The 24,835-nt window shown below is 40.2% G+C and carries 12 protein-coding genes; 9 read left to right on the top strand and 3 right to left on the bottom strand.

Annotated features, from left to right (window positions below):
- Positions 1 to 456: 456 nt before the first annotated feature.
- The 3 genes from AN486_RS07140 to AN486_RS07130 form a co-directional block, all read right to left on the bottom strand.
- Positions 457 to 1,482 (bottom strand): glucokinase, encoded by a 1,026-nt coding sequence (locus AN486_RS07140; RefSeq protein ID WP_039203311.1) that lies wholly within the window; start codon positions 1,480 to 1,482, stop codon positions 457 to 459.
- Between the two features lie 75 nt (positions 1,483 to 1,557).
- A complete protein-coding gene (locus tag AN486_RS07135; RefSeq protein WP_053539483.1) occupies positions 1,558 to 2,205 on the bottom strand; it encodes a histidine phosphatase family protein in 648 nt (215 codons plus the stop codon).
- A gap of 33 nt (positions 2,206 to 2,238) precedes the next feature.
- A complete protein-coding gene (locus tag AN486_RS07130; protein ID WP_290599881.1) occupies positions 2,239 to 3,414 on the bottom strand; it encodes a pyridoxal phosphate-dependent aminotransferase in 1,176 nt (391 codons plus the stop codon).
- A 777-nt stretch (positions 3,415 to 4,191) separates the two neighbouring features.
- Between AN486_RS07130 and gntT the strand changes: the two genes are divergently transcribed.
- The 9 genes from gntT (at position 4,192) to AN486_RS07085 (ending at position 24,830) form a co-directional block, all read left to right on the top strand.
- On the top strand, positions 4,192 to 5,649 hold the full coding sequence (gene gntT / locus AN486_RS07125; RefSeq protein ID WP_290599880.1) for a guanitoxin biosynthesis MATE family efflux transporter GntT: 1,458 nt from the start codon (positions 4,192 to 4,194) through the stop codon (positions 5,647 to 5,649).
- Between the two features lie 558 nt (positions 5,650 to 6,207).
- A complete protein-coding gene (locus AN486_RS07120; protein ID WP_290599879.1) occupies positions 6,208 to 7,425 on the top strand; it encodes a pyridoxal phosphate-dependent aminotransferase in 1,218 nt (405 codons plus the stop codon).
- A gap of 178 nt (positions 7,426 to 7,603) precedes the next feature.
- Positions 7,604 to 8,503, top strand: coding sequence for a dihydrodipicolinate synthase family protein (locus AN486_RS07115; RefSeq protein ID WP_205748597.1), 900 nt, complete (start codon positions 7,604 to 7,606; stop codon positions 8,501 to 8,503).
- 42 nt (positions 8,504 to 8,545) lie between these two features.
- Positions 8,546 to 9,487, top strand: coding sequence for a phytanoyl-CoA dioxygenase family protein (locus AN486_RS07110; RefSeq protein ID WP_168636722.1), 942 nt, complete (start codon positions 8,546 to 8,548; stop codon positions 9,485 to 9,487).
- A 139-nt stretch (positions 9,488 to 9,626) separates the two neighbouring features.
- The gene (locus AN486_RS07105) at positions 9,627 to 19,790 is read left to right on the top strand and encodes a type I polyketide synthase (RefSeq protein ID WP_290599877.1); all 10,164 of its coding nucleotides are present in this window, start codon (positions 9,627 to 9,629) and stop codon (positions 19,788 to 19,790) included.
- Between the two features lie 237 nt (positions 19,791 to 20,027).
- Positions 20,028 to 21,956, top strand: a complete 1,929-nt coding sequence (gene asnB / locus AN486_RS07100) for an asparagine synthase (glutamine-hydrolyzing) (protein ID WP_168636720.1) — start codon at positions 20,028 to 20,030, stop codon at positions 21,954 to 21,956.
- A 63-nt stretch (positions 21,957 to 22,019) separates the two neighbouring features.
- Entirely contained in the window at positions 22,020 to 23,075 is a 1,056-nt protein-coding gene (locus AN486_RS07095) for a DMT family transporter (protein ID WP_168636719.1), read from the top strand.
- 69 nt (positions 23,076 to 23,144) lie between these two features.
- Entirely contained in the window at positions 23,145 to 23,930 is a 786-nt protein-coding gene (locus AN486_RS07090) for a carbon-nitrogen hydrolase family protein (protein WP_168636718.1), read from the top strand.
- A 144-nt stretch (positions 23,931 to 24,074) separates the two neighbouring features.
- A complete protein-coding gene (locus AN486_RS07085; RefSeq protein ID WP_168636717.1) occupies positions 24,075 to 24,830 on the top strand; it encodes a class II aldolase/adducin family protein in 756 nt (251 codons plus the stop codon).
- Positions 24,831 to 24,835 lie beyond the last annotated feature (5 nt).

The raw sequence follows: 24,835 nt of genomic DNA, 5'->3' as shown, positions 1-24,835 counted from the left end.
GCTTTTGGAGGATTTAGAATGGTTGGTTTATTTACGCCGTTTTGTACTAGAGGCAGGATAAATCCTGCATTGATTTTAATCCATATTCGTGATACAACTATATTGTCACTAAAGACATAAAAAGCTACCGAGGGACTCTCGGAAAGTTACGCTTGTCAGATATGATTTCGCCCGCCAGGGCCAACGAAATCAGGGCAAGAACCCAAATATTTAAGGCAGTGCCTGAAACTGGGATAACTGAGGGATATAGACTGAAACTCTCTATAGAATCTCCGCGTCTTTAGACCGGAGAGTGTCAACAAACTTTCTGACTCCTGACGTTGCTAGTAGTTCGTCAAATTTATTTTGACGGGTAATGATCGGAAAAAACTTCTGTTCTTCCCTCCCCTACCCCTGGTGCCTCTCTTCTCCCCCTGCTTGCCTTCACCCGTCATTTTTGGGTTGACAGACTACTAGTTATAACCTAGAGGCAGACAAAGCTGCACCAATTAATCCCACTTGTTGATTAAGAATTATATGCACGGGGATTTCTTCGAGAAGAGAACGCATTCTGCCTTTTTGGATAAAATTCAAGAGGAAACTACCATTTTCCATTAAGGGGAGGATTTTGGGGGCGATACCACCGGCAATGTATAATCCGCCATAGGGGAGGAGTTTTAAGGCTAGATTGCCGGCTTCTGCACCGTAGGCTTTTATAAATAATTGCATGGTTTGTTCGGAAAGGCGATCGCTTTTTTGCAGTGCAGCAGCGCCAATAAGGGCCCCTGGATCAACGGTTTTTTCGGTTGTCTGTGCTTCTTGTTCCCATGTTCTGACTGCTTGGGCAATTTCTGGTGATTCGGTGGCTATTTTTCTATCTCGTAAAAATTGGTAAATGGAGGTAATTCCTAACCCGGAAACTACTCTTTCTACGGAGACTCGTGGAATATCATGTTTATCTACTAGATATTTCAACAGTTGAAACTCTAGTTCATTGCGTGGTGCAAAATCTGCGTGTCCACCCTCGGAAGGAAAGACTTGATATTGATGGTCTTGTTTAATCAAAAATCCTTGTCCTAACCCAGTTCCTGCACCGATTACAGCCATTGGTGCTGCTGGTTGGTATTTACCAACTTGTAAAGTTAGTAAATCCTGTTTTGTTAATCCAAAAATGCCGTAACCAACAGCCGCAAAGTCATTAATCAGGGAAATTGATAGAATACCCAATTCTTGAGTTAAACGATTTGTATCGAGAAACCAGGCTAAATTGGTCAACTTGGCGGTGTTTTCCACTACTGGTCCTGCGATCGCAAAACAAGCCTTTTCTGGTGTGCTAGAGTTAGCTGTAGTCAAAAACCTTTGGACGATGGGGACTAAATCAGGAAAATCTCCACTGCGAAAACTCTCTTCGTGCAGAGTTTTTAATCCCAGTGTTTCTGAAAATTCCACTAAACGCAAAATAGTTTTTGTTCCGCCTATGTCTCCGGCCAGTAGCAATGTCATAAAATTTATCAGTTAGTAAGTTACTTTTGCTGAGTCAGCGTTAGTTGTGATTTAGAGAAAATCCTCATTAAATATTTACACAAATCTCACCAATTCTTCAACTTTCGTCAAATGGGACGTATCACCCTTTAGTGCTAACAACCATTCTGAATCTTGGCGGACAACTTTTACTAAAGAACATAGAGAAGCTTTGACTTCATTTTTGGCTATGTCCCCTACAAATCCCATTGCTGCACCCAAGACAGACGCGCCATGTGCCACCAATAGGATATCATGGGGGGAGAATTCAGTAGATAAACACCTGGCAGTTTGTGCCGAACGTTCCCGCACCTGTTGATGAGTTTCCGGGTATTTTGCGGCTATGCGTGATGTGTAACTGGTATCAATTCTGGGAAATAATTTGACTAAAGCTGAAGTTGGGAGTTTTTCCGGTTCTTCAGTCATCCATTCGGGATTAAGCCATTCACTCAAACCTACTTCCAGTTTAATAGATAAATCCAAAACTTCAGCGATCGCATTTGCCGTTTGGATAGTTCGCAAAAATGGAGAAGCAAAAATATGGGCGATTTTTTCCCCTTTAAGTCGCTTTGCTAACTGCTGCGCCTGAATCATACCATCATCTGATAAAGGTGGATCATACCGTCTTTCGGCGGTTAGAAACCAATCGGGATATACGAAATCAAGGCGGTTAGCGTGTCTTGCTATCCAAACTATTTGACTCATGGGAAAATCCGAATATTAATTTTTGTTATGTGGCTATAATACGATACTTTGCAAACCTTTGACTAATCTTTCTATACCTGCTTTAGCTGTATCTGCTGGTAACGCACCATAAGCAACCCGCAAATAACAACCATCTTCCATCCCAAAGGTTGTTCCCGGAATCACTGCTATTTTGTGTTCTTGAATCAGTTTTTTCACTAATTCCAAATCATTCATTTTTGTCTGCACTTTCAAGAAAAAGTAAAATGCACCATTAGCTGGTGTAATTGTACATAAATCCTGAAGCGATCGCAGTGAATCAATTACTATTTCTCGAACTTTAGCAATAGTCCCAATATTATCTTTTAAATAATCATCTTTTACTTGTAAAGCCCCCAAAGCTGCATATTGAGAAACCACAGGTGGACAAATTAAAATGGTATCTTGGACTTTTTTCACAGCAATTAATAGATGTTGAGGAATTACCATATAACCAATTCGCCAACTAGCAAAACCATAAGCTTTCGACAAACTAAACAGAGAAATTGTATATTGATGACTGCCCGCAAATGCCCCCGGTGAAATATGTTTTACACCGTCATAAGTAAAATATTCATAAGCCTCATCACTAATATGATAAATTCCCCTTTCTCGACAAATTTCATTAACTTGTTTTAATGCTGTTTCTGAATAAATAACACCTGTAGGATTATTCGGAGAAATCGTCACTACCGCACGGGTTTTATCTGTAATTGCGGCGGCTATGGCTTTAGGAATTAATTGATAATTTGTATCTGTGGCAACTAATACCGGATGACAACCTGCCATTTTAATTGCCATTTCATGATTAAAATAGTAGGGAGTATTTAAAATAATTTCATCACCAGGAGAAGTAATTGCTAAAATAGCATTTATAAACCCCATATTGCTACCTGCTGTCACCACAATAGCATTTTCTTCATTGATATCAAGACTATTAAATATTGATAACTTTGCTGCTAATACTGTTAATAATTCAGGAATCCCGATAACGGGTTGATAAAGATGATTTTTAGGTTCAGCCAGGAACTTTGGTAATAATTCCATTGCGGTATCTGGTGGTTGATAGTGAACCACACCTTGTCCTAAAGAAACTAAAGAAATTGTCCCAGGAGAGTTTTTAATTAATTCTCCCACCACCGGAATAATTGGCGATTGAATCGCTGCCATTCGTGATAATTTATAATTCATAACTCTTAAAAATGTATATGTAGGATTCTATTCCAGAGTATCACCATTTATCTAATTTTTTAAAGTAAGTAGGTGAACACAATAAAACCAAACTGTGTAAGAGGATGTTTGAAAAGTATCAGAATTAATCGAGATACCCCCAACCCCCCTTACAAAGGGGGGCTAAATTCCTCAAAGTCCCCCTTTTTAAGGGGGACTTAGGGGGATCTGCGGGTGTCAGATCCCACACGAAAAAGTTTTCAAACAACCTCTAAAGAAACGTAAAATCGCCCAAACCCTCTTCACTCTTGCCTATTGCCTATTGCCTATTGCCTTGCCATAACGACAATTTTCAACACCAACCTACTTAGTATGGATTGAGACTTTTCAAACACCCTCTTAGAGGATGTTTGAAAAGTGGTATTCCGTAATTTTCATCACATTGCTACCCCCCTTTCCCCTTGTAAAAGGGGAAACAATAAAAATCCAGTTCCCTCCCCTTTACAAGGGGAGGGTTAGGGTGGGGTAAAAAATATTTGATACATTGACCATAACTTTTCAAACACCCTCTAAGGGGAGATATACTGAAAACGGTTCATAGTTTAACCAAATATGAAACCCCTCTGGTAAACCTCTCCCCCTTGCGGGGAGAGGCTTTGAACTTGTTCTTTGTATGATAAAAAAGTCCAGCTTCCAGCCGTTTTGAGTATAGAGGATGAAGACAAGTAGAGGGAGCAGAGGAGGAATAGAACCATTACCCGTTAAAATATCTTTGACAGACTACTACTTACTTAAAAAATGAACCCGACACTCAAAAACAAGTATGATTTCATACCTCGCTATTTCCAATTAGCTCTAGCCAACGTCCTATCGAATATTATGATCCCGGTAGCTAATTTAGTCAGTGTCATATTTTTGGGTCATCTTGAAGAAATCAACAACTTCGCCGGAGTCATCCTTGCTGGCAACTTGCTCAACTTTCTCTACTTCGTTTTACTCTTTTTACGAATGGGGACTACTGGAGTCACAGCGCAAGCGGTTGGAGGAGATGACAGGGAAGAAATGTTATTGATAGGATTGCGTAATGGTTTAATAGCTTTGGTGCTGGGTATTGCCCTCATACTTTTACAATACCCTTTGGGAGAGCTTGGGTTTACCATCCTCAATGTCCCCCTAGAAATCAAATCTTCAGGTCTTGCCTATTTCAACACCCAAATTTGGGGAGCGCCTGCGGTTTTGCTCAATTTTGTTCTGATAGGTTGGTTTCTAGGGCGAGAAAAAAATGGCTTAGTTGTGCTGTTATCAGTAGTTGGTAATGGTGTGAAAATTGGACTTGACTATCTGTTTATTATCAACTTAGGGTGGGAAAGTATGGGAGCAGGAGTTTCTTCTGCTGCCAGCCAATATATATTGTTGTTGGTAGGATTGATATTTTTTTGTAGAGAATTCCAGTGGTTGGAAGTGATATCTGTAGCGTTTAAAATATGGGACATCTCAGCTATAAAATCTAACTTAACTCTCAATGGCAACATCTTTATTAGCAATTTAGTTCTTCTGTTTATCTCCTTAACATTTAGTTATCAAGGAGTACAGATGGGAATGCTAGTTTACGCACAGAATTCTTTGTTGTGGCAGATAATCAGCTTTAATACATATTTTATTGAAGGAATCGGATTCGGTACAGAAAGTTTGGTCGGAAACTTTAAAGGAAAAGGAGATTCACACCAGTTAGCACCTCTAGTTAGTTTTTCTGTCTTAACTGCTCTGATTGTAGGAATATTTTTCGGTGGAATATGTATATTATTTCCCGATAGTGTTTTTAGATTATTCACTAACCACACCGAAATCATCTCTAAGATAGATACTTTTGTTCCCTGGTTGGTACTGGCCTTGGTACTTAGTTCTATAGATTTTACACTGGAAGGATACTTCTTAGGTTTAGCACAAGGACATACCCTCCGTAATGTTAGCTTAGTCGCTCTTTTTATCGGATTTGCACCTGTGAATTTTGCTGCCGTTAAGTTCTCCAGTAACCATATCTTGTGGTTGAGTCTATCTTTGTTCTATGCAATAAGAACGATGATGTTTGTGGTAAAGTTGCCCAGTACATTTAGAAATGATCTTGATAATATTAGTACTACTCTCCCGGCTTTAGAAGCAAATCCCCTGTTGACTTTAGCTTTTGGAGAAACTCGTGAACAAATAATGGTGGAAAAGTTGGGAGTAGGGGAAGATGTTGAAAACGGGCGCATATAGCAACTATTATTGACCTCAATTCAGCCATTAAGTAAGGCTCTTCGGTACTTGTTATGCTAAATTATTTTTTTTAAATCCCAAAATTCTTGTTATATAAGGATTTTACTTTAATTCATTGGTTATTTTGACAAATTTGGTATCAAGAACAATAAAACCCTTTATTTATATGGGTTGTGGGGTAAATAAACTCATGTTTGGCATAACAGGTACGGAAGAACCTTAAGTAAGAAAAAACACGGTAGTGGTAAATATGTAGTGAAATGGCTGCTTGTGGGTGGGGACGTTGGGGACAACAAATTTCTCAAATTATTGCTACATCTCATCTTCAACAGCCTTGTCACCCGTTAAGTAAACTTTTATTAAGGTATTACATTTTAACTATTAAGTCATTGTATATTAATCAACGAAAACTAAGTATATAGAAAAAACTAAAGTCATACAACGGTATGTAAAGTTGTCTTAATACGAAGTTCTGATTGAGTTTCAGCCATTTTACAAAACAGTTCGATAGTGGCTATAAACAGGGAATAAAATATTTTTGCTTCTGCGAGGGTAATTATGAATCAGATCAAATTTGAAGATTTAACGCAACATGAAGTTCAAGCACTTAAACACAAATACAATTTTGCTGATGCTCATACCCATCAATCCCAATCTATCTCTCAATTAGAAATTGTAAAAAGATTGCCAGAATTATGGCTGGAATCTGAAAAAATCAAACAAGAGGTTCTCAATACAAGATTTATTGAGACTTTCTATAAAGTGAGAAAAATTGAGTCAGCCTTAATGCCGAACAATATTATGCTGCATTATGCTGCTTCAATTGCAACAATTCAGGTAGCTAACTTTCTCTTAAAAAAGAGATTAACAGTGAGTTTACTGGAGCCTTGCTTTGACAATCTATATGAAATATTGATGCACATGGAAATACCTCTTTCTCCTTTAAAAGAGGAATTACTTCATGAAGAAGATAAAATTTATGAAAACCTGAAAAATCATGTAAAAACTGATGCTATATTTATTATAGATCCGAATAATCCCACCGGTTTCACTCTGCTGGATAAAAAAAATAAGCAATCTTTTGAAAATCTAGTCAGGTTCTGTAAAGACTATGACAAAATTCTGATAATAGATTATTGCTTTGCGAACTTCTTAATGAATGATGAGGAAATTGAACTATATGATACCTATAAAATATTAAGGGAATCAGGTGTAAAATATATGGCAATTGAAGATACAGGTAAAACCTGGCCGATTCAAGATGCCAAAATAGCCATGCTGAAAGTAAGCGATAATCTTTATGACGAGATGTATAGTATCTATACAGCTTACATACTAAATGTATCGCCTTTTATTCTGAATTTTCTCACAGAGTATATAAAGGATTCTCAAAGATACCAGTTTACTTCCACAAAAAATCTTTTAAAGACTAACAGAAAAATTATAGAAGAAATTTTTGATAATAGTATTCTAAAAATACAAAAACCAAAAGGTAAAGTCAGTGTGGCTTGGTGTGAAATTATGGAACCCAATCTCACAGCCACAGAATTACAAAGAATTCTCTGTACAGGAGGGATTTACGTTTTACCAGGCAGTTACTTCTTCTGGTATAATCCTGCTCAAGGAGAGAGATATATCAGAATAGCTCTAGCGCGGAATACTGATAATTTTTTGGAAGGCATGTCATTAATTCGGCAAATACTCAACCAGCTAGATACAACCTTATCTTTGCCATCATTAGCAATTGAAACAGAGCTTTCATTAATTAGAAACTAAATCTCTAGCACCAACATGAATAGGACTCTATTTGTATAAAATTCATACCCCAAAGTCTGAAATGACGCAATTTCCTTCATACAGATAAAGGTTAATTTATACAGTAATTAAGTCCTAATGAATTAAAAATTCATCATTAAAACCTGATGCAAAATCCACTGAAATAGTAGGTAATATAATGAAATGGCAAGGTGTAATGCCAGCAATCACAACTGGCTTTAAACAAGACTTAAGTTTCGATGCGGAGTATACAGCTAAACACGTCAATTGGTTAGTGGATAATGGCTGTACAGGTATTGTTGCTAATGGCACACTTGGAGAAGCAACCTCCCTAAGCTTTGATGAAAAAATTCAGGTTCTCCAAACTTGCATAACAGCGGTTGGCGATCGCGTACCAGTTATTTCTGGTATTGGTGCGATGACAACAGCCCAAGCAGTAGCCTTGGCAAAAAAAGCTACATTATTAGGTTGTAGTGGCTTAATGATTTTACCACCCTATCAATACAGCACAGATTGGTATGAGATGAAGGCTCATGTAGCTGCTGTCATCGAAGCCACAGACACACCCTGTATGTTATACAATGACCCAGATGCCTACGGAACTGATTTTTTGCCAGAACATATTGCCGAACTAGCGGCGGATCATTCTCATCTTTGTGCCGTTAAAGAAGCAACTACTGATGTACGTAGAATTACAGCTATTCGTTCCCTACTTGGAGAGCGACTTTCTATATCTGTAGGGATGGATGATATCTTAGTCGAAGGTGTAGCCGCAGGGGCAACATCTTGGGTAGCAGGAACTGCCAATGCTTTGCCAAAAGAAAGTGTAGCCCTGTTTAACTATGCTATTCAAAAAGAGGATGATCAAGCTTTTCGTCTTTACAAATGGATGATGCCTTTGATGCGACTCAACGCAGATCCGAAGTTTGTCCAGATGACAAAGCTGATGCAGCAGGCTGTTGGCTGGGGAAATACCTTCGTGCGTCCACCAAGGTTGGAACTTACAGGATTGGAACTGCAAACATCCCTGGATATTATAAAAACAGCTTTGTCAGATCGTCCAGAATTTATCACCTAAGAACAACAATCCATTTGAATCAATAATTGCAGGAGAATAATTATGGTTACTCAAACATCCTCTCAAGAAACTCCTCTACCAAACATAGATCAACAGAAAATAATTACAACTCGTCCCCTATCATCAGCACAAATTGCGGAATATCACGCTGAGGGATTTGTCATCATTCCTGGGTTTTTTGATCCTGAAGAACTCGAACCCTTGAGGTTAGCTTGTGAGGAAGATCCGGAAATTAGAGGGGCACAGACATCTGTCATTGATGACCAAGGTAGGGTTTTTAAGGTTGCCAGTTGGAGTGATTTAAGCGATACGATGCTGGGGGTTATTCCCAGAATGGCGCGGGTTGTTGATGCATCTGAAGCACTACTGGGCAAAGAATGCTATCACTGGCACTCTAAAATTGTCAGAAAGCAACCTCACTCTGAAAGTGTAGTAGGTTTTCATCAAGATTATTGGTTTTGGTATCATGATGGTTGCTTGTTTCCAAACATATTAACCTGTACAATTGCTGTTGATAAACACACTAAAAACAACGGATGTCTCCAGGTAGTCAAGAAATCTCATTTAATGGGTCGTATTGACCAATTTAAGTTTGGCAATGATTATTGTACTGATCCTAGTCGAGTAGAAAAGATTTTGGCAAGACTGGAAATGGTACATTGTGAGATGGAAATGGGGGACGTGCTATTTTTGCACGGTAATACCTTGCACTGGTCAGATGTCAATCACTCAGATATGCCCCGCACTATTCTCCATTGTACCTATAATGCTGTGTCAAATGCGCCATTTTGGGTAGAAGGTCAAGAACACCATATATACAAGCCATTGCACAGGTTGCCAGACTCAGTACTCAAGGATGGTAAATACGATTCAGTCTTTGAAAAACATAAGTTTCACAACAAGGAAACAGATGAGAACCGGGGTACTGGTATATTTAGAAGATCAGCAAATCAGGGATTAACAACTTCTGAAGCCATTGACTAAATATTTAACTAAATTGTAGGCGCTTCATTTTATCTAGGCAAAACCGGACAGGATTTACTGGCTTGGTGAATAAATTTTTGTAAGGTTGTCCAGTTTTGTCCAGGATTTCCCACGCCAAATCATGATTAAGGAATCTCTTATGAAACCCACCAACACATCTTCTTATTCCCATAAAAAACCATACTTTTCTCTCTCCTTTGAACAAGAGCGTATGTGGGTTTTAGATCAGCTAAAACCAGGTAATCCGTCTTATAATATCCGAGGGGGGACTCAAATTATAGGTTTAATTAACCTAGACATATTAAAACAAAGTATCAATGAAATTATTAGGCGCCATGAAATTCTCCGAACTACCTTTGATGTCATTGATGGACAACCAAGGCAGATAATTACTTCACCCTTTAATGTGGATTTAGCGGTAGTAGATTTACAAAAACTGGGTGCTGTTGAGCAAAAGCAAGCAGTTGAACGGATGTCTATAGAATCTGTACAGCAATCATTTAACCTCCGCACTGGCCCATTGTGGCGAATTATTTTGTTACAAATGGAACCAACTAAATACCTTATGGTCTTAACACTACATCACATCATATGTGATGGTGACTGGTCTATAGGTATATTTTTTCAAGAAATGGCAACCCTGTATGAGGCGATCGCTAGAGGTAAGCAGTCACCATTATTGGCACTGCCGCTTCAGTATAAAGAGTTTGCCATTCGGCAGAAACAATACTTGCAAGGAGAGATTCTGGAAAACCAACTGAGTTACTGGAAACAGCAACTGGGGAAACAATTGTCTGTATTGCAACTACCTACAGATTATCCCAGACCAGCGATTCAAACTTATGCAGGTGCTTATTGTCAACTGAATTTACCGCACAATCTGAGTGAGCAACTCAAGATATTAAGTCAATCTCAAGGACTTACCCTGTTTACTGTTCTATTAGCAGCATTCAAAACATTACTCTACCGATACAACAGACAGGAAGATATCACCATTGGTTCACCAGTAGCAGGTCGTAACATTCCTGGTACAGAGGGAATGATTGGTTATTTTGGTAATCCAGTGGTTCTACGTACTGATATGGCAGGTAATCCCACCTTCCTCCAGCTATTATCTCGTGTTGCTAAAGTTGTAGAGGATGCTCAAAAACACCAAGATTACCCATTCCAAAAATTAGTAGAAGAACTAAAGCCAGAGCGGGATATGAGTTTCTCTCCCCTATTCCAGGTGTTGTTTATCTTGCGGGATGACCTAATGCCAAACCTGGAATTTTCCACCCTCAGCTTAACACCTAGTGATGTGGAGAGCAAATCAGTACCCTACGATTGGTTTATCTCTGTTAAGGATACAGAGCAAGGATTAGTATGGACTTGGGAGTATAACACAGATTTATTTGAATCAGCTACAATAAACCGTATAATGAACCATTTTGAGAATTTACTCAAAAATATCATTGCTAATCCACAAAAACATATTGGTGAAATAGTATTTTTGACAGAAGTAGAACGCAATGAATTATTGGTAGGTTATAACAATACGAAAATAGAATATCCCTCAGGTTGTATCCATCAGTTATTTGAGCTGCAAGTTCAACAAACTCCTGAAGCTATCGCTGTAGTTTATGAAAACCAGCAACTAACCTATAGAGAACTAAATCAGCGAGCTAATCGCCTAGCACATTATCTTCAGACGCAGGGAGTAGAAGCAGAAAGCTTAGTTGGTATTTGCATAGAGAGATCCCTAGAGATGGTAATAGCCATATTTTCTACCTGGTGTTCTGGTGGAACATTAGTGTTAATTTCTGAAGAAGTACGCCATAGTCCTGTAGACCTATTAAAAACAATTACTCAAACCGGAATTGAAAAACTCTATCTTTCCTTTATTGCTCTACAGCAATTGGTAGAGGTGATTGATGAGCAAACTATTCCTATCACTTTGCGTGAGGTAATGACCGCTGGTGAACAACTGCAAATCACACCTAAAATTACTCAGTTTTTCCGGCAAATCGGTGCCACTCTACACAATCATTATGGTGCTACTGAAGTTCCAGAGATAGCGACTTTTACATTGACAGGAGATGCCAAGTATTGGGCAACACTTCCCCCTATCGGTCGTCCAATTAATAATATCCAAATTTATCTTCTTGATGAGTTTTTTCAACCTGTTCCTCTGGGAGTTCCGGGAGAATTATATGTAGGTGGTGCAGGAATCGCTAGAGGTTATTTCAATCGTCCAGAATTAACTCAAGCAAGATTTATTCCCAACCCATTTAGCCCTGGTAATTTGTACAAAACAGGTGATTTAGCTCGTTACTTGAATGATGGTAATATCGAACATCTAGGACGTAGCGATGGACAAGTCAAGATTCGCGGTTTCCGGATTGAACTGGGCGAAATTGAAGGATTGTTAGCAAAACATCCGATTGTTCAGGAAGGTGTAGTTACTGTTCGCGAAGATGTCCCCGGAGACAAAAGACTAATTGCCTATGTAGTCCCTACACAAGAAGGAGTGCATCAGTCTCTAGAATCCACTTTACGGAATTATTTCAAGGAACACCTGCCTAATTACATGGTTCCATCTGCAATAGTGGTATTGGAAAAAATGCCGCTAACACCCAGTGGTAAAGTGGATCGTCGCAGTCTTCCCCAACCTGATATATCTCGTCGAGAAGTAGAAGAAGCATTAATTTTACCTCAATCTGATATTGAAAAAATAATTGCTCATGTGTGGCAACAAGTGATTCAATTGGAAGAAGTGGGAATTCATGATAATTTCTTCGATTTGGGTGGTAATTCCTTACTTCTAATTCAAGTCCATAAAAAATTAATTGAAATTTTTAATAAAAATATACCAACTGTCACTTTATTTCAATATACCACCATATATGCTTTAGCTCAACACTTAAATAAAACTGCAATAGCACCACCAAATATAGGATACCAAAAGCCGACTAAAAGACAGGGTTATCAAGCCTCGGATATCGCTATTATTGGTATGTCTGGTCGGTTTCCCGGTGCAGAAAATATTGAAACATTTTGGCACAATTTGCGCGATGGAGTTGAATCAATTTCCTTCTTCTCTGATGCAGAAATAGAGCTACCAGACCCTAGCTTGCTAAAACAGGATAATTATGTAAAAGCCAGTTCTATTTTGCCAAACATTGATTTGTTTGATGCACAGTTTTTCGGCTATTCTCCCAAAGAAGCTGAAATTATAGACCCCCAACAAAGGATTTTTTTGGAAACCGCTTGGGAAGCCTTTGAAAATGCTGGTTACAACCCGAAAAACTATCAGGGAGCAGTAGGGGTTTTTGCTGGTTCAGGGATGAGTACTTACCTGATTAATAATGTTTATCCTTACCAGGGATTTTCTGCGAAATACCCGTTCTTGGAATTCAACTCCCTTCAAGCAAGGTTAGGCAATGAGCGGAATTATTTTCCCACACGTATCTCCTATAAACTGAGTTTAACAGGACCTAGCTTAAACATTCAAACTGCCTGTTCAACTTCTCTAGTAGCTGTTCATGTTGCTTGTCAGAATTTACGAAATGGGGAATGCGACATGGCTCTAGCAGGTGGTGTTTCCATTGTCGTGCCGCAAAAAACTGGTTATCTTTACCAGGAAGGGATGGTTCACTCTCCCGATGGATGCTGTCGGACTTTTGATGCCCAAGCTCAAGGAACAGTGTTTGGTAGTGGCTGTGGTATTGTAATGTTGAAGCGGTTGGATGATGCGATCGCCGATAAAGACAATATTTATGCAATAATCAAGGCTTCAGCTATTAACAACGATGGTGCTTTAAAGGTGGGTTATACGGCTCCTAGTGTAGAAGGGCAAGCAAAAGTCATTGCGGAAGCATTAGCCTTAGCTGAAATTGACTCTAGCACGATGAGTTATGTAGAAGCACACGGAACTGCAACACCTTTAGGAGATCCAATTGAAGTAGCAGCACTTACCAAAGCCTACCGGGAAAATACGAGTAGTAGAAAAAACGGCTTTTGTGCGATCGGCTCAGTCAAAACCAATGTCGGACATCTAGATGAGGCGGCTGGTATCACAAGTCTCATAAAAACGATATTGGCACTTAAACATAAATTGATTCCCCCTAGTCTCCACTTTACAAAACCCAATCCCAATATTGACTTTGACAATAGCCCCTTTTACGTTAATACCACTCTCTCAGAATGGCAAACTCAAGATACACCTCGGCGAGCAGGCGTAAGTTCTTTTGGGATGGGTGGTACAAATTGTCATGTTATACTGGAGGAGGCACCAAAAGAAATCCAAAGTCCAAACTTAAAATCCACGACGGACAGGACATGGCATCTTTTAACGTTATCAGCAAAAACAAATCAGGCGCTGGCCGAACTAGCACAACGTTATGTTACTTATCTGGAGTCTGAACAGAAAACAGAAATAGCAGATATTTGTTTTACAGCCAATACGGGACGGGAACACTTTAATTATCGCACTTGCCTTGTTGCTAACTCCAAACAGCAACTCAAGAGGCAATTGGTTAATTTCATCAATAACCCCGAACTACCCCCAATTACAGCCCCTAAACTCGCTTTTAAGAAACGAATTGCCTTTCTATTTACAGGACAAGGTTCCCAGTATGTAGACATGGGTCGTCAACTTTACGAAACCCAACCCACTTTCCGACAAATCATAGATGATTGCGACGAAATTCTCCACCCATATCTGGAAGTATCATTGCGGTCAATTTTATATCCCGACAGACCATCTAATCATTTGCAATTAAATGAGACCGCCTACACTCAACCAGCCCTATTTGTTCTAGAGTATGCCTTAGCTGAGTTGTGGAAATCATGGGGTATAGAACCCGATGTAGTGATGGGTCACAGTGTCGGAGAATATGTGGCAGCTGCGATCGCTGGAGTTTTTAGCTTAGAAGATGGGTTAAAATTGATTGCCGCCAGGGGAAGGCTAATGCAATCTTTACCACCAGATGGCGAAATGGTGGCACTTTTAGCTAGTGAAGAACAAGCATTAGCAGCTATAGCTTCCTTAGACACTAATAGCCAACAAGTTTCCATTGCCGCTATTAATGGTCCGCAAAGTGTAGTGGTTTCTGGACAGCGAGAAGCAATTAGCATTCTTGTTACCAACCTAGAAGCATCCGGAATCAAAACCAAGAAATTAAATGTCTCCCATGCCTTCCACTCAACTTTAATGCAGCCGATGTTGGCAAAATTTAAGCAAATTACAGAATCAGTAAAATTTTATACGCCGCAGATTAAAATTAATAGTAATGTTACAGGAACACTAATAACTGATGAAATAGCTACCCCTGAATATTGGTGTCGCCATATCCTGATGCCCGTTCAATTTGCAGCAAGTATGGCAACCCTGGCACAGCAGGAAATAGATGTGTTTATTGAAATTGGTCCAAAGCCAATATTATTGGCAATGGGCTGTCAGTGTCTGAGCAATCGTGCCGCATTATGGCTACCAAGTTTACGCCCAGAACAAGAAGATTGGCACTCCCTACTAACTAGCTTAAGAGATTTATATGTGCAGGGAGTTTCTATAAATTGGGTGGGATTTGACAGAGACTATACACGCCGTCGCCAAGCTTTACCCACTTATCCTTTCCAGCGACAGCGCTATTGGGTAGAAATTCCCAAGGATAATGGAACTCAAGAACTTGTTCTTGTTGCTTCAAATCAGAGCGCTCATCCTCTGCTGGGACAGCAAATATCCTTACCGGGAACCGAGCAAATTCGCTTCCAATGTCAAATCAGCAAAAACTTCCCCAAATGGCTGGAAGATCATCGGGTGTTTGCAACTATAATTGTTCCCGGAACAGCATATATAGAGATGGCCTTAGCCGCTGGGGTAGTAGTTGCCAAAACTTCTAACCTCACCTTAGAAAATGTTTTAATTCGTCAGCCCCTCACCTTGACAGAAGACGGTTCTCATAAGCTTGTCCACTTGGTGTTAACTTCAGAGGCAGCTTTTTCCTACCGATTTGAGATTTTTAGCCTAGAACCTACAACTGAGGCAAACAAAAAACAAGTATCGTGGATACTTCACGTATCAGGTAAACTAATTACCCAAGTCAAACAGTCGCCAAATAAAACAATGGATTTGGCAACCTTAAAAAATCAATGCCAGCAAGAGATTTCTTTGCAACTTTTATACCAGCGTCACATCCAGCAAAATATTGATTACGGGCCAAGCTTCTTTGCCATAGACCAACTTTGGCGTAATGAAACCGCGGCACTAGGGAAGATATGCTTACCAGAACCAGTAAAATTTGAGGTCAACGATTACCTCATACACCCAATATTGTTGGATGCTTGTCTACAGATTTTAGATGCCACATTGATGGATGATGACCATCACAATACTTACGTGCCAGTCGGTGTAGAGCGATTGCAGATGTACGCTCGTGCTAGTTCAGTTATTTGGTGCTATGCTCAATTATATCAAAAACAGGGCAATAGCCAAGTCATGGTGAAGGCAGACTTACACCTGTTCACCCTGAAAGGAGAGTTGATTGCCCTTGTGGAGGGGGTGCAACTCCAACAAGTCCCTCAATCAGTCATGTTAAGAACTAGACAGCAATCTGTGGAAGATTGGCTATATAAAGTGGAATGGCGACCTCAACAGCGGAATGTTTTTTCATCACCACAGATATCATCTATCCCATCAGTCAGTTTCCCCAAACAATGGCTAATTTTAGCTGATAGTCAAGGAACTGGTCAGAAGTTGTCTGGACTGTTCCACTCCCAAGGAGACAGGTGTGCTTTAGTGTTTCCAGGACAAGAGTATGAACAGATTGGTGAGCAAGAGTACAAAATAGATCCTGCTAATCCTCGCCATTTTCAGGAGATATTAGTGGTTTTACCTCATATCCAAGGAGTTATAAATCTCTGGGGATTAGATACGCCCTCAATCCTAACTGGAGAGAACTTAGAAGCAGTTTCCTTGATAACTTGTGGTAGTACATTGCATTTAATCCAAGGGCTGGTTCATAAATATCATGATATACCTTCTATCTGGTTAGTTACTCGTTCGGCGCAAGCTGTAGCCGATACCTCCGTTCGACAGGTGGCTTCATCTTCCTTATGGGGAATGGGGAAAGTGATTGGACTCGAATACCCTGATCTAAATTGTATTCGGATAGATTTAGATTCGGAAGTGACAGAAAACGAGGTACAGAATTTGTTTGAGGAAATATTATTTCTACAAACATCAGAGCAAAAAGAGGATCAAGTCGCTTTTCGCAACCAGGTAAGGTATGTAGCCAGACTGATGCGCTGTCACCAGACCCAAAAAACTCTAACTCCATCCAAGCTAGATATTCCTAAAAACCAACCATTCCGATTAGAAGTGTCCTCACGGGGAACTCTAGATGGTTTGCAACTGCATAGATTAAGTCGTCAAAAGCCAAAACCAGGTCAGGTAGAAATTCAGGTCAAGGCTGTAGGACTAAATTTTATTGATGTTCTGAATGTGCTGGGCTTATATCCGGGAAATCCCCCCCTTGGTACTGAGTGTTCCGGTGAGATAGTAGCTATTGGTGAAGGAGTCAAAGGCTTTGAAATTGGAACCCCTGTTATCGCTGCTGGAATAGATACATTTAGTCAGTATGTCACGCTCAACGCTAACTTAGTGGTTTCCATGCCAGCAAGGCTGAACTTTGAAGAGGCAGCAACTATTCCTGTTGCATTTTTAACGGCTTACTGGTGTCTGCATCATGTAGCCAAGATTGGTTCTGGAGATCGAGTATTGATTCATGCAGCTACAGGTGGAGTTGGTCAGGCTGCTGTGCAGTTAGCCCAACAAGCGGGAGCGGAGGTATTTGCTACAGCCAGTCCCAACAAATGGCCAATTCTGAAGTCCCTGGGAGTAAAGTATATTATGAATTCCCGGACAATAGATTTTGCCGAGCAGGTGATGGCATATACAAATGGTAAGGGTGTGGATATTGTTCTCAACTCTTTAACCACAGAAGGATTTATTGAGAAAAGTTTGGCAGTTGTTGCACATAAAGGACGGTTTCTAGAAATTGCCAAACGGGATATTTGGCTACCCTCCCAAGTCACAAATTTCCGACCTGATATATCATATTCCGTGGTTGATCTAGGGCAAGAGTGTCAAGAGCAACCTGCTTTCATTCAACCAATACTGTGCCAATTAACTCAGCAGTTTGAAAACGGCTTCCTCAAGCCCCTACCGCAAACGGTATTTCCTCTTTCTGATGCTGTCAGTGCCTTCCGCTATATGCAGCAAGGTAAACATACTGGTAAAATCATAATCAAATTTCCTGATACAACGCCAGAGAGTCTTATTTTCCGTAGTGATAGCAGCTATTTGATTACTGGTGGTTTGGGCGACCTGGGATTATTAATTGCCCGGTGGATGGTCGAGTTGGGGGCGCGACATCTAGTATTGGTAGGACGCAGCAAAGTGAAGCCAGCTATTTCTGATCAATTAAGAACTATTGAACAGGCTGGTGCTAAAGTGGTTGTCATCCAAGCAGATGTGTCTGATACTGAACAAGTAACTCGGTTATTCACTCAAATTGAGCAATCTTTACCACCATTGCGGGGGATTATCCACGCTGCCGGCATTCTAGATGATGGTGTCTTGCATCAGCAAAATTGGCAGCGCTTTGCTCAGGTCATGGCTCCAAAGGTACAAGGGGCTTGGAATCTACACACCTTAACCCAGAATCTGTCCTTAGACTTTTTTGTGCTATTTTCTTCTAGTAGCAGTCTGTTAGGCACCGCAGGTCAAGCAAACTACGCTGCTGCAAATGCTTTTCTTGATGCCCTAGCATCCTATCGGCAGATGCGGGGACTGCCAGGTTTGAGTATTAATTGGGGTGCCTGGGCTGAGGTGGGTATGACCGTGAGAAGTAATTTAATTGGGCAATTGAGTGAGAAAGGTGAGGGAAGTATTGCTACGCAACAAGGATTGCAAGTGTTGGCACAGTTGTTGTTAGAGAATCCTATTCAAGTAGGAGTTATGTCAATCAACTGGTCGCGGTTTTTGGAAAAACAACTGACTATATCACCGTTTTTGGCTGATTTCCTGAATCTGTCAAAAACGCAGTCACAGCAGCAAGCACTCACTGATTTTCAGACCTTGTTAGAAGTAACTCCTGTGATTGAACGTCAAGGTTTGTTGGCTGCTCATGTTTGTCAACAGGTGGCGAAAGTGCTAGGTTTAGCTTCACCTGAAAAAATAGAGCCAGGACAAAAATTAATTGATTTGGGATTAGATTCTTTAATGGCTATTGAGTTTAGAAGTCATCTCCAGTCTAGTCTCAAATGCTCTTTGCCGTCTACTTTAATCTTTGACTATCCAACCATAGGAGCATTGGTTAATTATTTATCTGAGGAGGTGCTTTTATTATCGAGTAATGAAACTGCAACTAAAGGTTTTGGTAAAAATAACATCATTATAGATGAGTCGGACAATTCCACATTAGTACCAGTTCAGCCACAAGGGTCTAAGCTACCACTGTTTTTTGTTCCGGGGGTTTTAGGTAATGTGTTGGATCTTTACCCTTTGGCACGTCATCTTGGTTTAGAACAACCGTTCTATGGATTGCGATCACTAGGTCTGGATGAGAACGAAAAACCATTCACCCGCATGGTAGACATCGCTGCCCATCATATCAAGGCTTTACAAGCTGTGCGTCCACAAGGTCCATATCTGTTAGGTGGTCATTCATTTGGTGGTAGAGTTGCTTTTGAGATGGCTCAACAATTGCAACATCAAGGACATCAAGTATCAATGCTGATTCTTGTAGATTCTTGGGTGACAAGTCTTGATAAATACCAGGATTTTTCAGTGCCAGAGAATTTAAAATTCATTACCGATTTAGGTGAATTATATCAAGGTATTATCAACAAAAACCTGGAATTTATTCCCGCACAGTCACAAACTTTTTCCAGCCTTAATCAGCAACTAAACTATCTATTAGAAATATTACAAAGGTCTGGCTTCAAGTTGACAAAGGCTGAAATTGAGAGAATCTTTCAAGTTTACAAAGCTAATACAGTTGCCTTTGTTGAGTATATACCACAGGTGCATTATCCAACTTTAATCACCCTTTTCCGAGCTAGTGACATTGGAATGTTTGATTTTCTTCCTGATGCAGCGACAACTCACCAAGATCCGACTTGGGGTTGGTGTCAACTCTCTGGGCAATCTGTGGAACTGAATTTAGTACCTGGTAACCATTTTACTATGATGAGTGAACCACTGGTTCAGATTTTAGGCAAACAGCTAAAAATTTGCTTGGAGAAGATAGTATTATGATAAAATAAGTAACATTGCAGATATTATCCTCCCGGTATTAATGGTTAGACAGAACCTAAAAATTTGTGTTTTCTCGCAAGCATTCAGTTGAATCTTATACTAGAGCAGGGTTCAAGTTTTTAAAACACATTTGAGTTGTGTATTTCTTTCTTTTACGTTTACCCAAGGGAACGCCTAATAGTATTAGTGTATCCTGTCAATACGTAAGTCCTATAAACTTATAACTACAGTAGATTTATGTGTGGAATTGTGGGATTTTTCTCAAAAAACGGCATCATTTCTCAGGAAGCGTTAAAACGGGCAACACAAGTTTTATCCCATCGAGGGCCAGACGGACAAAACTTTTGGATTGCTCCCCATCAGCGAGTTGGATTAGGTCACACTCGACTGAGTATCATTGACTTAACAACAGGTGCCCAGCCAATTTCTAATGAACAAGAGAATTTACATATTGTTGTAAATGGGGAATTTTACGACTTTGAACGGATACAGGATGATTTAAAACGGCGAGGATACCGACTTCGTACCCATTCTGACAGTGAAATCGCACTTCATCTCTATGATGAGTTTGGAACGCAGTGCTTGCAGCATTTGCGTGGCGAATTTGCGTTTGTTCTGTGGGACGAAAGAAACGATCTCTTGTTCGCAGCACGCGATCGCTTTGGCATCAAACCGCTCTACTACACAGTTATAGGCGATACCCTCTACTTAGCATCGGAAGTCAAGGCCTTATTTACCGCTGGAGTACCTGCTCAATGGGATTGGGAATCGGTTTTCCAAGACAACTATGGTGTAATGCTGCAAGACCGTACTCTATATCAAGGTATCTATCAGGTTCCTCCTGGGTATTTTCTAATTGCTAATCGTAGTAATATTCAACTCATTCGCTACTGGGACTTTAATTATCCCACCGATAATGTCCGTCCTCAATATACTGAAGAGGAATACATCGAAAAGCTACGTTATGAGTTAAACGAAGCAATTCGACTGCGCTTGCGGGCTGATGTTCCTGTTGGCTGCTATCTCAGTGGTGGACTTGATTCTTCAACCATATTGGGTATGATGGCAGCGCAAATGTCTCAACCCATACAGACATTTACTGCTATATTTGACCATCCAGCCTATAGCGAAGAAGCTATAGTTCGGGAAACTGCCGCTCTAACTGGGGCAAATCTTAATCTTGTGATGATGAGTCAAGCTGAATTGGCTGACAATTTTTCTGATGCAATTTGGCACGGTGAAACTACAATTGACAACGCTTCCAGTGTTTCTAAATTTGTTCTCAGTAAAGCTGTAAGAGATTTTGGTTACAAAGTTGTCCTAACCGGTGAAGGTTCTGATGAAATATTTGCAGGATATTTTGATCTTCGTCGGGATATGTTGTTTTACAACACACAAGGACAGGACGAAAACACGGTACAACAACTGTTGGCGCAATTGCGGGATAGCAACTTAGTCGCTTCTGGTTATATGGTTTCCCAAGAAAGACCTATGCAGCTTGCAAGTGTAAAACGGTCATTAGGTTTTGTGCCCACCTGGTTTGAAACATGGGCAGAGATTGGCATGAAAATCAGATCTCTCTACTCGTCAGATTTTACTACTCAAATTGCTAATCGGGATGCCTATCGCATCTGTTTAAATCAGATTGATGTCCAAGGTCAACTCACCGGACGGGAACCTGTACATCAATCTCTTTATTTGCGGTCTAAAACAGAGTTGCCGCACTTGTTATTAATGATGTATGGCGACAAAGTTGACATGGCTCATTCTGTAGAAAGTCGTTATCCATTTTTCGATCATCATGTAGTTGAATTAGTGTGTCAGATGCCGGTTTCCTTAAAAATCCGTGGCATGACTGAAAAATATGTGTTAAGAGAAGCAGCAAAGCCTTTCTTAACGAATACAGTCTATCGTCGTCATAAGCATCCGTATGTTGCGCCACCACCTAGCCTCAAACCTAATGAATCCTTTAACGAATTAATGCAGGATACAATGCGAGGTTCAATCATGGCATCTCTACCTTTTTATGACCAAGCAAAAGTGGTTGCACTATTAGACAAATTACCGTTCATGAATGACAGCCAACGCATTGTCATAGATATTTTCTTAATGAAGTTATTGAGTGCTTGTTTTCTCCATGAACGGTTTCGACTGTCAGTTGGTTAAGAGGGAAAAGTCAGATTCTGAAATCTACTTCACATTTACATTCAACAAAACTAGAAATTTTCTATGACCACACCAGCTATAGAACATCATCAAAAGCAATCCTCGTCGACTAATCAGAGTTTCCAAGGCATCGTAATGATGATGTTGGTAACACTTATTTGGGCTTCCATGCCAGTGATGATTAAGCAAATCATCACTACTGTACCACCCGCTTTACAGATAGCAATTCGCTTCACACTTGGTGCAGTAATTTTTGTACCATTTGCTCGTAACCTAAATTTAGCCCTGCTCCGTGATGGAGCAATCACGGGGTTGTTATTTTTTGGAGGCGTTGTTAGCGAGACAATTGCACTTAAGACTATCCCAGCTAATCAGGCCTCATTCATCTATGGATTGATTGTAATCTTTGTCACACTGTTTGAAGTGTTGTTCTACCGTCGCCAATCCTTCGTAGCTATCATAGCAGCAGCGATCGCCTTTATCGGCATTGGGATAATCAGTTGGCAGGATGGTTCACCTCCGATAGGGGACGTTTGGATGCTTCTGTGTGCTTTACTCGCTTCCGCTTGGATTATCGTCCTGGAAATCCTTTCACCACGTCATTCACTTTTATCTCTCACATTCGTTCAGCTTTCCAGCGTAGCAATCTTAGGTTTGTTATGGGCAACTCCAGAACTGATTTGGCACTTTGAGTCCTTGCGTAAGAGTGTCATGAATCCAGAGACTCTAGCCGTTCTCTTCTATCTTGGTGTAGTAGCTACTGGCATCACTACATGGTTGCAAACAAAAGCACTACAAATGATAACAGCTTTTGAAGCTGGGGTAATAGAAACATTAGAACCAGTTTTTGGAGCAATATTAGCCTTTTTAATACTAGGAGAAACTTTTAAAACTCGTGGTTACATTGGTGCAGTTGTAGTAATAGTGGGCATGGCAATGGCTTTGAGTGCCAGGAATGCTAAAGAAAGTAGCGAATTAAGCCTATCGGTTGATGAAAATGAAAATAGTCAATTGACCTTACCATTAAGTAACCAAATAGAGTTAAAACTGTCAGATCAGGATCAGAAAGAACCTGCTGTATTGCTTATAGAGGAGCAAACGACGAAAATAAGCAACTGACATTTTAATTATCGGGATTTCCCTGTTCCTTGTTTGCTCTTAATATTCTTTAATAGAAATACCCGATTTATGAAGCTGGCAATTTACCAATGTTCAGGCACTTTTTTAGATCCGATTCAAAATCTTGAATTGTTGGCACGAACAGCATCCACTGCTGCAAGCCAGGGAGCAGATTTTCTTATCCTTCCAGAGCTTTTTCTAACGGGCTATAACCTTGGAAATGAGATTCAAAAACTAGCACAAGCAAGAACCGGGAAAATACTCCAGCAAGCAGCCAAAATCGCTTGGGAAAAACGATTGAACCTTTTATTTGGTTATGCGGAGGAAGACGGTGGATTTTTTTATAATTCTGCCGCATTAATTGATAATAGTGGAAATTTGGTTGGCAATTATCGTAAAATTCACCTCTTCGGTGCTGAAGAACAGCGTCTGTTCAAACAGGGAAACCAATGGCTAATACACACAATTTCAGGCTTTAAAGTTGGTGTGTTAATTTGTTACGATGTTGAATTTCCAGAAGCAGTTCGTTCTCTCGCTTTACAAGGTGCAGAACTTATTGCTGTTCCCACAGCAATTACTCCACCTTATATGCTAGTACCCAATCTACTAGTTCCCACTCGTGCCTTTGAGAATCAACTTTTTATTGCCTATGTCAATCGCATAGGCAGAGAATTGGATCTGGAATATTTCGGTCTGAGTCGAGTAATTGCTCCCGATGGTAAGATATTAGCAGCTGCTGTGGGGGACGAAGAGGCTTTGTTAATCACTGAACTAGACCGGGAAGCGATTTTTAAGGAGCGTTATTCGACCTATTCCTATTTAGAAAACCGCCAACCTAAACTTTACATTAGTTAAGGAAGGATTTACAACCTTACTTTAAGGAGGTAGTAGGAGTCCCCATCAATAAATTTAGGTGGCTTTAGACCCTTTGCCACCCTGCTTTTCTTCGGTGAACTAATCAGTTTCTGAACTACATATTATAGAGTTAAATTTGTATCTATGCTTTCACTTCCACAACGACCTAAATTCGAGCGAATAGAGAGTGACCGTCTTCATCGCAAACAACGTCTAGCCGCTGTATTTCGCTTATTTGCACGCTATGGATTTGAGGAGGGTGCTTCTGGTCATATTACCGTTCGTGACCCCGAATTTCCTGATTGTTTCTGGGTTAATCCCTTCGGAATTTATTTTGGACATATGCGAGTCTCTGACTTGGTTTTAGCTAACCATAAAGGTGATATAGTACAGGGTAATCAGCCTGTAAATGTATCTGCTTTTGCGATTCACGCTGAAATACACCATAGCAGACCAGATGTAGAAGCTGCCGTTCATGCCCACTCAAAAGATGGCAAAGCTTGGTCAATTCTTGGACGTCTCCTTGACCCAATTAGCCAAGAAGCTTGTATTTTCTATGAAGATCATGCTCTGTTCGATGACTATACTGGCATAGTGGCAGATATGCAAGAGGGCAAGCGAATTGCCGATTTAATTGGCAATAAAAAAGCTGTAATCCTGCGTAATCATGGCTTACTTACAGTTGGGAACTCTATTGATGAAGCTGCATGGTGGTTTATCATTATGGATCGCTGCTGCCAAGTACAGCTGATGGTTGAGTCTGCGGGGAAAGCTAAATTTATTGACAAAGACATCGCTAGTCTTACTCATAGTCAGATTGGTACGCATTACGAGGGATGGTTTAACTTCCAGCCTCTGTATAACATGATTGTGCGACAAGAACCGGATTTACTCGATTAAACGAT

It is taken from the genome of Anabaena sp. AL93 (assembly GCF_001672085.1).
GTDB lineage: Bacteria > Cyanobacteriota > Cyanobacteriia > Cyanobacteriales > Nostocaceae > Dolichospermum > Dolichospermum heterosporum.
Note: the sequence above shows the minus strand (reverse complement) of the source record. Positions and strands in the feature narration are given on the sequence as shown.